At 32.8% G+C, this 11,889-nt stretch carries 13 protein-coding genes; 7 read left to right on the top strand and 6 right to left on the bottom strand.

The features are described from left to right. Nucleotides 1-187: 187 nt before the first annotated feature. Together C4S29_RS07070 and gcvH are read right to left on the bottom strand one after the other, a co-directional pair. Nucleotides 188-442 (bottom strand): VanZ family protein, encoded by a 255-nt coding sequence (locus C4S29_RS07070; protein WP_233740512.1) that lies wholly within the window; start codon nt 440-442, stop codon nt 188-190. A 100-nt stretch (nt 443-542) separates the two neighbouring features. After that, nucleotides 543-920, bottom strand: coding sequence for a glycine cleavage system protein GcvH (gcvH, locus tag C4S29_RS07075; RefSeq protein WP_103913455.1), 378 nt, complete (start codon nt 918-920; stop codon nt 543-545). Between the two features lie 264 nt (nt 921-1,184). On the opposite strand from gcvH, the gene C4S29_RS07080 reads away from it, so the two are divergent. From C4S29_RS07080 to C4S29_RS07110, 7 genes are all read left to right on the top strand, one after another. Beyond that, on the top strand, nt 1,185-1,424 hold the full coding sequence (locus C4S29_RS07080) for an acyl carrier protein (protein ID WP_103913456.1): 240 nt from the start codon (nt 1,185-1,187) through the stop codon (nt 1,422-1,424). A 21-nt stretch (nt 1,425-1,445) separates the two neighbouring features. After that, nucleotides 1,446-2,693, top strand: coding sequence for a beta-ketoacyl-ACP synthase II (gene fabF / locus C4S29_RS07085; protein ID WP_103913457.1), 1,248 nt, complete (start codon nt 1,446-1,448; stop codon nt 2,691-2,693). A gap of 9 nt (nt 2,694-2,702) precedes the next feature. Then, nucleotides 2,703-3,467: a ribonuclease III family protein gene (locus C4S29_RS07090; protein ID WP_103913458.1), complete on the top strand. Its 765-nt coding sequence runs from the start codon at nt 2,703-2,705 to the stop codon at nt 3,465-3,467. Then, a complete protein-coding gene (locus C4S29_RS07095; RefSeq protein WP_103913459.1) occupies nt 3,442-3,915 on the top strand; it encodes an IPExxxVDY family protein in 474 nt (157 codons plus the stop codon). The genes C4S29_RS07090 and C4S29_RS07095 overlap by 26 nt, the downstream gene beginning before the upstream one ends. After that, the gene (gene pyk / locus C4S29_RS07100; RefSeq protein ID WP_103913460.1) at nt 3,908-5,353 is read left to right on the top strand and encodes a pyruvate kinase; all 1,446 of its coding nucleotides are present in this window, start codon (nt 3,908-3,910) and stop codon (nt 5,351-5,353) included. The genes C4S29_RS07095 and pyk overlap by 8 nt, the downstream gene beginning before the upstream one ends. Before the next feature lie 424 nt (nt 5,354-5,777). Continuing rightward, on the top strand, nt 5,778-6,695 hold the full coding sequence (hutG, locus tag C4S29_RS07105; protein ID WP_103913461.1) for a formimidoylglutamase: 918 nt from the start codon (nt 5,778-5,780) through the stop codon (nt 6,693-6,695). Between the two features lie 100 nt (nt 6,696-6,795). Then, entirely contained in the window at nt 6,796-8,073 is a 1,278-nt protein-coding gene (locus tag C4S29_RS07110) for an aldehyde dehydrogenase family protein (protein WP_103913462.1), read from the top strand. Nucleotides 8,074-8,647: 574 nt separating this feature from the next. On the opposite strand, the gene paaA is transcribed toward C4S29_RS07110, so the two are convergent. From paaA to C4S29_RS07135, 4 genes are all read right to left on the bottom strand, one after another. Beyond that, nucleotides 8,648-9,592, bottom strand: coding sequence for a 1,2-phenylacetyl-CoA epoxidase subunit PaaA (paaA, locus tag C4S29_RS07120; protein WP_103913464.1), 945 nt, complete (start codon nt 9,590-9,592; stop codon nt 8,648-8,650). A gap of 250 nt (nt 9,593-9,842) precedes the next feature. Beyond that, complete coding sequence (locus C4S29_RS07125; RefSeq protein WP_103913465.1) at nt 9,843-10,136, bottom strand: hypothetical protein; 294 nt, start codon at nt 10,134-10,136, stop codon at nt 9,843-9,845. Continuing rightward, complete coding sequence (locus C4S29_RS07130; RefSeq protein WP_103913466.1) at nt 10,120-10,377, bottom strand: hypothetical protein; 258 nt, start codon at nt 10,375-10,377, stop codon at nt 10,120-10,122. The genes C4S29_RS07125 and C4S29_RS07130 overlap by 17 nt, the downstream gene beginning before the upstream one ends. A 251-nt stretch (nt 10,378-10,628) precedes the next feature. Beyond that, entirely contained in the window at nt 10,629-11,717 is a 1,089-nt protein-coding gene (locus C4S29_RS07135) for a 2Fe-2S iron-sulfur cluster-binding protein (protein ID WP_103913467.1), read from the bottom strand. Between the last annotated feature and the right edge of the window lie 172 nt (nt 11,718-11,889).

Consider the following 11,889-nt stretch of genomic DNA (forward strand, 5'->3'; position numbering starts at 1 on the left):
AACTCACAATCTTTTTCTAAATAAATTTATTAAAAAATAAACCGCTATAACTCCTACGCTCCCTCTATTCTTTCGATTTGAGAGTGCAAAAGTAGGGCAACTTCTAAAAATACACAACTATTTTCACACTATTTTTCCTAACCCTTACATAACAAACTATTAATCAAGAGGAAAAATTTGAAAAAGCTTAACTAAACTGCTTTAGTAAAAGTCTATAAAGAAGAAATCCTAATACCGCGCCAAGAATATCAGCAAGAATATCTAATAATTCAAAGGAACGACCCATATGCATTACTTCTTGCAAAACCTCGGTTGCCAAACCATAAAGAAAGACAATTACCAAAAAATGATAAAACTTAATTTGTTTGTAGGACATTAAAATTGAAAAACCTAAAAAAGCGAATATACTTAAATGCATCACTTTATCAATGCCGGCAAACATAAACCAGTACTCTTTATTTTCGATTCCAGGTTTCAAAAGCATATAAGTAAGAAATGCCCAATAAATGGGCAAAACTATACTACGAAATGTTCGGCGCAAATTATCCAATTACGTTCTCATATTCCTCCGCAGACAAAAGTTCACTTTGTTCACCTGCATCAGCTAATTCAACTTTAATAATCCAACCTTTTCCATAAGGATCAGAATTTAAAAGTTCAGGTTCGTTTTCCAAGTCTGAATTAAATTCTATAATTTTTCCTGTCATTGGTAAAAATAAGTCTGAAACAGTTTTAACTGCCTCAACACTTCCAAATACATCACCCGCACTTAAATCCTCGTCTACTGTATCGACATCTACAAAAACAATGTCGCCAAGTTCACTTTGTGCATAATCGGTAATACCTATTATTGCAGTATTTTTCTCAATTTTTACCCATTCGTGATCTTTAGTGTATTTTAAATCTGCTGGAATATTCATAATTTATTATTTTAAAATTTAGATAAGCAAATTTAATTCAAAATTTACAATAGACAAACCTAATAATAATTAAATCCTATTAATTTAATATTTTCTGCAAAAACTATTTACATTTAACATCGTAAACCCTATATTTACATGACCTTATAGTCATTAAATCGAACATAAGTATATTTTTTTAACATTTAAAAAGTAAAAAAATATATAATCTTAAAGAATTTTATATATTTGCAGCATTAACAATTACTAATAAAAACAAAAATTATGTCAGACATTGCATCAAGAGTAAAAGCTATCATCGCGGATAAGCTTGACGTTGAAGAATCAGAAGTTACGCAAGAAGCTAGTTTCACAAATGATTTAGGCGCAGATTCTTTAGATACTGTAGAATTAATCATGGAGTTTGAAAAAGAATTCAACATCCAAATCCCTGATGATCAAGCAGAGAAAATTACTACTGTTGGTCACGCTATCGCTTATATCGAAGAGGTAGTTAACAAATAATATTTCTAGAATTTAGAATTTATGGAATTAAAAAGAGTAGTTGTAACTGGTTTTGGAGCAATAACGCCTATTGGCAATAATGCAAAGGAATACTGGGAAAACCTTGTAAAGGGTGAGAGTGGTGCTGCTCCAATTACTCTTTTTGACGCCACTAATTTTAAAACCAAATTCGCGTGTGAAGTTAAAAATTTTGATCCACTGAATTATTTAGATAAGAAAGAATCTAAAAAAATGGATCGCAATACGCAATTTGGCATTGTTGCCGCTCGCGAAGCGGTGGAGCATTCTAGGATTATTGAAGATAATTGTGACAAAAATAGAATTGGAGTAATTTGGGGATCTGGAATTGGCGGTCTCGAAACCTTTGAAAAAGAGGTTTTAGGATGGGCTGCAAGTTCAGGAATCCCTAGGTTTAATCCATTTTTTATTCCAAAAATGATTGCAGATATTACCCCTGGACACATTTCTATAGAATATGGTTTTCATGGCCCGAATTACACGACAGTTTCTGCATGTGCCTCTTCAGCAAACGCTTTAATAGATGGCAAAATGCTTATTCAACTTGGCAAAGCAGACGTAATTGTTTGTGGTGGTTCTGAAGCCGCGGTTACCGCAAGTGGTGTTGGTGGTTTTAACGCTATGATGGCGCTTTCTACAAGAAATGAAGACCCTAAGACAGCATCTAGACCTTTTGACAAAGACCGCGACGGTTTTGTATTAGGTGAAGGTGCAGGTTCTATCATTTTGGAGGAATATGAACATGCCAAAAAACGAGGCGCAACCATTTACGCAGAATTGAAAGGTGGTGGAATGAGTGCGGATGCGCATCACATGACGGCTCCACACCCCGAAGGATTAGGCGCTTACCTTGTAATGAAGAATTGTTTAGACGATGCCGGAATATCTACAGAAGAAGTTGATCATATTAATATGCACGGAACGTCAACTCCTTTAGGTGATATTGCAGAATCTAATGCAATTTCCAGATTATTGGGTGACCACGCTTTCGATATACAAATAAATTCAACTAAATCTATGACAGGCCATCTTCTCGGTGCAGCCGGAGTCGTAGAAGCAATTGCCGTTTTAGGAAGTATCACAAATTCTATCGTGCCGCCTACGATCAACCATTTTACTGATGATGAACGTATCGATTCTCGCTTAAACTTTACATTTCATAAAGCTGTAGAGAAAAATGTAAATATTGCTATGAGTAATACTTTTGGTTTTGGCGGACACAATGCTTGCGTACTATTCTCAAAAATCTAATCCATCTTTATGGAACTGCAGAAGTATTTTTCTAAACTCTTAATAAAGGATAGAAAGAAAAATTATTCTGAAGAAGATTTCAATTTTAAAAATAAAATTGAAAAAATTACAGGTTTACAAATTGAAAATCTAGACATATACAAAGAGGCTTTTTCTCTTCGAACCTCCTCAAAAGTAAAACAAAAAAACTGTGAAAGATTAGAGTTTCTAGGTGATTCTGTACTGGGGACAATTATTGCCACATACCTATTTCAAAATTTTCCACAAGCAAAAGAAGGATTTCTAACGCAAATGAAATCTAAAATCGTAAGCCGTAAAAACCTCAATAGATTAGGTGAAGAACTTGGCTTGAAAAATTTAATAAGGAATAACAACGCACTCACTTTAAGTGAAAATATTTCCGGCAATTTGCTAGAAGCATTAATTGGGTCTATTTTTCTAGACTATAATTACGATTTTTGCGAAAAAGTGGTCTTAGAAAAACTATTAAAACCTATCGATATTAATAAATTAGAAAATAAAATTATTAGTTATAAAAGTTTACTTTTAGAATGGGGTCAAAAAAAGAAAATTGTAATCTGCTACGAAACTTGTGAAGAATTTCAAGCCAATAATTTACTCGTTTTTCGATCTTGGGTGATAATTAACGGTAATAAAATATCAAATGCAGCAGAAGCTTCAAAGAAAAAAGCAGAAGAAAAAGCAGCACAGCGCGCCTTTTATATCTTAAATAAAAAAGAAAATATAATTGAAAGCCAAAAAATTATTTCTTGATTTTGAAGAGGAAAACACACTTACAAATCTTGGCTTACTAAGATTAACTGAAGAATTAAAACCTCATGAATTATTCTTTAAAATTAATGCCTTAAACGCATTTTGTTTTAAACGAATAAAAGATATCGTAATTAGCAGAACGTATTTCAGTTACCACTTTTATAGGTTCCAAGCCTATCATCATTTAAGTAAAAATTGCATTCAGATCATTAGCAATAAATCTTCTGAAAGTCATCAAATAAAAGTACAAAAAGAATTGTTTAACTTTGAAACACCAGAAGGCTTATTTTTTAATGATTTACCTGATGTAGATTATATAATTCGAACAACAGATTTTATTGATGATTTTTCCTTAATTTTGTGGCCTGAAAATTCTGTATTTAAAATTCAGACTTTTCCCATTTGTTCACAGGACGAACACTATCAATTAATACAATATTATGAATAAATATTTAAAGAAAACTAAAATCATCGCCACTTTAGGACCTGCATGCTCTACGAAAGAAGTAATGCTTGACATGGTAAAAGCCGGCGTAGATGTATTTAGAATAAATTTTTCTCACGCCGATTATGATTTAGTGCGTAAAAACGTCAACTTAATCCGAGAAATAAACGAAGAATTCGGCTATAATGTTTCTATTTTAGGAGATCTACAAGGTCCAAAATTAAGAGTTGGAGTAGTAAAAGAAGGCTCATATCTAAATCCAGGTGATATTTTAACCTTTACCAATGAAAAAATAGAAGGAGATTCTACAAAAGTTTTTATGACCTATCAAAAATTTCCACAAGATGTAAAAGTTGGTGAAAGAATCTTAATCGATGACGGAAAACTGGTTTTAGAAGTTATAGAAACTAACGAGAAAGATACCGTAAAAGCAAAAACAATTCAAGGTGGCCCATTGAGTTCTAAAAAAGGTGTAAATCTACCAAATACGAACGTCTCCCTTCCTGCATTAACTGAAAAAGATATAGAAGATGCTAATTTTATTTTAGACCTAGAATTGGATTGGATCGCGCTTTCCTTCGTGCGCCATGCCCAAGATATCATTGATCTAAAAGAAATTATTAAAAATCACCCGACTAACAAACAAAAAACGCCAATTATCGCCAAAATTGAAAAACCAGAAGGCGTGAAAAATATTGAGCAAATTTTAATAGAATGTGATGCTATTATGGTTGCTCGTGGTGATTTAGGAGTTGAAGTTCCAATGGAAGAAGTGCCTGCCATCCAAAAAACTTTAGTAGAAAAAGCAAGATTTTATTCAAAACCTGTTATTATTGCAACCCAAATGATGGAAACAATGATTAACAGTCTTACACCAACAAGAGCGGAAGTAAATGACGTTGCAAATTCTGTGCTTGATGGTGCAGATGCAGTAATGCTTTCAGGCGAAACATCAGTCGGAAGATATCCCGTAGAAGTGGTCGAAAATATGACAAAAATTGTTAAAAATATTGAAAGCACCAATTTCTACCAACATAAAAACGCACCTATTGAGAAAGACATCAACTGTATTGATGAGCGTTTTTTAACCAACCGTATTTGCCTTGCAGCAGTTAGAATTGCAAAAACCACCAATGTTGAAGCAATTGTAACATTAACTTATTCTGGCTACACAGCCTTTCAAATTTCGGCACACAGGCCAAACTCTCACATCATTGTTTTCAGCGCAAACAAACGCGTTATAACAATGCTAAATCTTCTGTGGGGCGTACGTGCATATTTCTACGATATGAATAAATCCACAGATGAAACCATCGTTCAAGTCAATACATTAACGCACCATTACGGCTTTGTAGAAGAAGGCGATTACGTAATCAATCTCAATGCAACACCAGCAAATGCAGATGGAAAAACCAATACTTTAAGATTGACAACTATCTAAAATTATTTGGGCGTATCCCTCGCAGCCGCATTTCCAGCCGCTCGGGTCGCGCTATCCATTACAAGTCCTCAGAAAAAAAATGAGCGCCGCTTTTCAAGCGGCGCTCATTTTTTTTCTTCCGGGCTTTCCATTTCTATCGCTTACGCAAGATTCCGCTTCTTTCCACCAGTATTTTCTAAAATCAAATTATCTCATCTTTTGAAAATCCTAAAAAAAAATAGATTTTCATTCTCAACCTAAATCTTATACCATTTTATCTTTGAATTTTCGCAAAAATAAAAATGCTCCGTAGGAGCAAAACCTTTGTAGAAAAAATGAACAAGATTGAAAAAGAACTCCGCAGGAGTTCAATCTTTTAAAGTAATTTTAATGACAAAATTATATTAACCTTTAAAATTCCTTACCTTTAATAAAAATAAAATTTATGATTTGGCAAGGCAGATTTGATGGCGAAGATCCACTATTCCACCGCATTTTCCAACGGGTAACTTTAGAAAAAAATTTCGAAATTTTATCTGAAAACGATTTTGCACTTCAAGGTTTTGCTGTTGATGAAGGGGTGAAAAGAAACAAAGGGAAGGTTGGTGCAGCAGAAGCGCCCGATTTTATTAGAAAAAATATGGCCAATTTTCCAGTTACAACAGCCCATTTTTCTCTAAAAGATTTTGGAAACGTGAAATGTAAAAATCAAAATTTAGAAGAAGCCCAACAAAAACTGGCAGAAAATGTCCATACAATTTTAGCGAAAAGAGCAAAATCAATTGTTTTGGGCGGCGGACATGAAGTGATGTTTGCGCATTATTCTGGCATAAGAAAGGCATTTCCAAATTCAAAAATCGGAATTATAAACATTGATGCGCATTTTGATAATCGGGAAATTCAAGCCGAAATTGGCGCCACTTCAGGAACCGGATTTTACCAAATTACGGAAAAAGAAAAATTAAATTCTTTACATATCGGTATTCAGAAAAACTCAAATACATTAAAATTGTTCGATTTTGCACATCAAAATAATATGAAATACATTCTCGCAGACGAATTATTTTTTGAAAATTTACCGCAGATTTATGAGAAAATCAATGCTTTTTCTGATTCTGTTGATGTTCTTTATCTCACCATTTGCATGGATGTTTTTAATGTTGCAATCGCGCCAGGCGTAAGTGCACAAGCCTATAACGGCATTTTTGCAGACGCTGCATTTATGCATTTTTACCGCCATATTTTAAATAATAAAAAATTAATTGCTTTAGATGTTGCAGAAGTAAATCCTAGTTTAGATTTACAAGAAAGAACCTCGCGTTTGGCAGCAAGTTTGGTGAATGAATGGTTGATGGAAAATTAAAAGGAAACCATTTTCTATCTTTTCAAGAGTGAAAATCTATCCGTTTTAATTGCTTCAAGATCTATTATTTCCGACCTTCACACAATAAATTTTCTAAAAAATGAATCTCAATAATTCTCAAAATACATTCGAAAACTGGAAAAAAATTCCCTTTGCAGAACGCCAAAATTTAATGCAAAATCTCGCTGAAATTTTGTTAAAAAATAAAGAGAAATTCGCTGAAATTATAACAAAAGAAATGAATAAACCCATTTCTCAGTCGATTTCAGAAATAGAAAAATGCGCAGGAATGGCGGAATATTATTCTAAAGTTGAAAATGTTTTAGATATAAATAAAATAAAATCAGAATTTGCTTATTCCGAAATTCACCACGAACCAATGGGAATAATTTTGGGCGTTATGCCATGGAATTATCCATTTTGGCAAGTATTGAGATTTGCCGTTCCCGCAATTTTAGCCGGAAATGTAGTCATTATGAAACATGCCTCAATTTGTTTAAAATCTGGCGATGCGCTACAAGAATTATTCGAAGAAGCAGGATTTCCAAAACATACTTTCACGCATATCAAAGTTTCTCACGATGAAATTGAAAAAATTCTCGCAAATCCACTGGTTCAGGGCGTAAGTTTGACTGGAAGTGAAAAAGCCGGAAGCGCCGTTGCTGCTGCTGCGGGAAAAAATATTAAAAAATCTTTGTTAGAATTGGGCGGCAATGATGCGTTCATAGTTCTCAATGATGCAGATTTGGATCAAGCGGCAAAAAGTGCAGCACTTGGAAGATTACAAAATTGCGGACAAACCTGTGTCGCCTCAAAACGATTTATTATTCAAAGTTCAATTTACGATGAATTTTTAGAAAAATTTGTGACAGAATACAAAACTTATATCGTCGCAGATCCGCTGGATAAAGACACGAAAATTGCGGGAATGGCACGAGAAGATCTTGCCGATGATTTAGAAAAACAATATCAAAAAGCGGTTGAAAACAGCGCAGAAATAATTTTACCGTTAGAAAGAATTGATAAAATTTCTTTTCAACCAGGTTTAATAAAAATGAATCTTGGAAATCCAGTTTTAGATGAGGAATTATTTGGACCTTTGGGAATGGTTTTAGAAGCAAAAACAGATGAAGAATTATTGGAAATTGCCAATAACACGAAGTTTGGATTGGCAAATTCTGTTTGGTCTAAAGATAAAAAACGCCTGGAATTTTTCATTAATAATTTACAATCCGGGACAGTTTCTATCAATCAAATTACAAAATCTGATGCGCGTTTTCCTTTTGGTGGCACAAAAAATTCTGGCTACGGAATTGAACTTTCGCCAAATGCTTTGAAAGAATTTACAAATGTGAAAATTGTTTTGGGGAAGATTTGAAGCATTAAAGAAACATTATTTTGTCATTCCGTAGGAATCTAAGTCGTTGATTTCTTGCTGAGATTCCTACGGAATGACAAAACTAAAAGATTAACTAAAACAAAATCCGGTTTAAATTAAACCGGATTCTTTTTGCTTTTTCTTAAAAAAATTAGGTTGAAAGATTATTGATCCTACAAATAAAAAAAAAGTATAAACAATTACAGATAAAACTTTTCCATCATAAAAAGAATTTATTTTATTTATGCTATTCAATAAAAGGTAATAAGGCAGTATTAATGTGATTAATGAAACTATTAAAACAGAAAAATAAACTGTATCATTAATAATTTTTTTAGAACTTAATTTATAATAAAAAAAATGTGTTATTAACAAAGAAGGAATACTAAGCAGTAAAAAAATTATAATTACACCAATAAAAAATCCGGAAAACGTTCGTTCAAGACGAAAAGAACCTTCACTTTATAATAAATCTAAAACTATGACCGAAGTTATTGTTCCTCCAATTATTACAAATAGCCAGATTTTAAACAAATAATATAAGCCAAACCGATAATTTGTTTCCAACTTATTTCTACGCTGTTTTAGTCAATTTAATCTGCTTCTCAGCAAAAGCAATCGCCGCTTCTTTTACCCAAAGATTTTCGCGTTGTGCTTTTTTCTTGGTTTCCAAACGTTTTTTGTTGCATGGTCCGTTTCCTTTCAAAACTTCCATAAATTCATCCCACGGCAGATCACCAAAATCGTAATGCTGTCTTTCTTCATTCCATTTCAAATTTTCATCGGGCACTTTTAAACCTAAAAATTCGGCTTGCGAAACGGTAACGTCAATAAATCTTTGTCTTAAATCATCATTACTTTCACGTTTCACTTTGTAATTCATAGATTTTTGTGAGTTTGGCGAGTCAGAATCGTTTGGACCGAACATCATTAAAGCCGGCCACCAAAAGCGGTTTAAGGCTTCCTGCGCCATTTCTTTTTGCTCTTTTGTTCCTTTGCAAAGCGTCATTAAAATTTCATAACCCTGTCTCTGGTGGAAAGATTCTTCCTTACAAATCCGAACCATTGCACGGGAATAAGGTCCGTAAGAATTTCCCATCAGCATCACTTGATTCATAATTGCAGCGCCATCTACGAGCCAACCGATTGCACCAATATCGGCCCAACTCAAAGTTGGATAATTAAAAATACTGGAATATTTTGCACGTCCAGAAAGCATGTCGTTATAAGTAGAATCGCGGTCTGCGCCGTTTTCACCGTTATTTAAAGTTTCGGAAGCGGCATAAAGATAAAGTCCGTGTCCTGCTTCATCCTGAATTTTTGCTAAAAGTGCCATTTTTCGCCGCAAACTTGGTGCCCGGGAAATCCAGTTGGCTTCCGGCAACATTCCAACGATTTCAGAATGGGCGTGCTGAGAGATTTGTCGTACCAAAAGTTTTCTATAATCTTCAGGCATTACATCTTTCGGTTCTACTTTATTTTCGGCTTGTACGTAATCTAAAAATTTTTCTTGTTCCATTTTTTTGAGATAATTGATGATAGATTAAAGATAATAGATTTAAATGTTGAAAATATTATACTTCGTTTAATAGTTATAGCAATTTACTTTACTACTTTCACAAATTTAAAATATTAAATTGGTACACTGTTAAATTCCTACATTGTTAAATTAATTAAAGCAATTTTCTTTCCATTAATTCATCTTTGGTAAAATTTCCAACTTTTTGACCTGAAATTATTAGGCTATAAAATGTATTTTATTTATAGGATTAATCTACTAACGATAAATCCTTTAAATAAAAACCCCAAATTAAATTTGAAAATTCACCTGCCACAAAATTTATTTTTTTATTTTCTATTTTAATTTCGTATTCTTCGAAATAATATTTATTGTGATAATTCGGATCAATGACTTCAACGTTATTTCTAATAGGTTTCCATTCTAAATCCCAAATATTCAAGCCACAAATTCTAAATTCTTCGCCGTCAGAGATACATTTAGCAAAATACCAATGTTCATTTTTTGATTTTTTCTTGTTAAAAACATTAAAAAGACCTTTCATACAAGTCATCTTTGGTAAAGATACCTACTTTTCCGTTAGAAAATTCACCTGCCACAAAATTTACTTTTTTGTCACCATCGCTTATTTCATACTCATTAAAAAGATAAATATGACCTTCAATTGGGGAAATCACTTCAATTTTCCTGTCGGAACAATGCCAATAAAAATTCCAGATATTTAAACCTTTTACTTTATATTCTTTATCAACTTCTATAAACGCGGCAAATTTCCAGGGATTCATAATTTTTACTTTTTTAATTATTACTTAATATTTAAGCGCAAAGGCGCAAATTAACTTGACTACCAAATCTTAAAGGCGCAAATTGGCTTCGCCAATTGGGATTTGGAAAATTTACCTCAATTTTAAAAAATGTGCCCATCGGCAAAGCCGACTTGCGTCTTAATTCTACAATTAATAAAAAAATAGCGCCTTTGCGTTAAACTTTTTAAGGCTAAAATCAATTAAGGCTATTTTCCAATTTTCAAATTACTTTAAACATCATAAGTTAACATCACAATATTCGTTGTTGGATGGCATTGGCAAGTCAAAACAAAACCTCTTTCAACTTCATCGTCAGTCAATGCGAAATTCTTTTCCATAAAAACTTCGCCTTCCATCACCTGTGCCTTGCAAGTGCAGCAAACGCCGCCTTTGCAAGCAAATGGAACCGGAAGTTTGTCATTTAAAGCCTGATCTAAAATACTTCTTTTCTTAGAATTGAGGTGAAAAGAATACTCATCGTCATCAATTATTAAAGTCACCATGCTTTCCAAATTCGGGATGGCTTTAAATTCATCGCTCATTTCCGCATTTTCTTCATCATCTGGCGCAGCATAATATTCAAACATCACCTGTAAAGACGGTACTTTCTTCTCATTTTTTAAATAAGTAGAAACATCTTTTATCATTTCTGATGGACCGCAAATAAAGAAAACACTTTCTTTTGGATCAATTTCAGGAAATCTTTCAAATAATTGTTCTAATTTTTCTGATGAAATTCTGCCTTCAAAAAGTTCATCTTCAAAATGTTTTTCTCGCGACAATAAATAAACAACTTTTAAACGGCCTTGAAATTTTTCGACTAAAGCATCAATTCTATCTTTAAAAATAATATCATTTAAACTTTTATTACTAAAAAAAAGATAAGCCGTGCTTTCTGGTTCTTGGTACAAAGCCTCAATTAAATTTGATAAAACCGGCGAAATCCCACTTCCAGCGGCCAAACCGATGTAATTTTTTCTATTGCTTTTATGATAATTCGTGTAAAAATATCCCGCAGGTGGCGAAACTTCGATCACATCACCTAACGTTAAATTTTGATTTAAAAAAGTAGAAACTTTTCCATCTTCTAAATGTTTGACCAAAATTTCAAGGTCAGAATTGCCGTCAGTTGGCGCATTTACAATTGAATAGGAACGCCGCAAATCTTCGCCGTTCAAAATCATTTTAAGGTTTAAATATTGACCTTGTTTAAATTGAAAAAGATGCTTCAAATCTTGTGGAATTTCAAAAGAAATATGCACAGAGTCATTGGTTTCTTTTGCGACTTTAGAAGTTTTGAGCGTATGAAAATGGTTCATTATTTTACTTAAAGTGATTGTTAACAAATATAAGAAATGAAAATTAGATTTTAAAATAAACTTAAATTACCGCTTTTCGGAAATTATGTCTTAAATCATTAGATAATATTTGAATTATTCGGAAAAATTGTCGTACTTTATTGTGAAAATTAAAATAGAATAGATTTTGACA

Source organism: Halpernia humi, from assembly GCF_900108025.1.
Lineage (GTDB): Bacteria > Bacteroidota > Bacteroidia > Flavobacteriales > Weeksellaceae > Halpernia > Halpernia humi.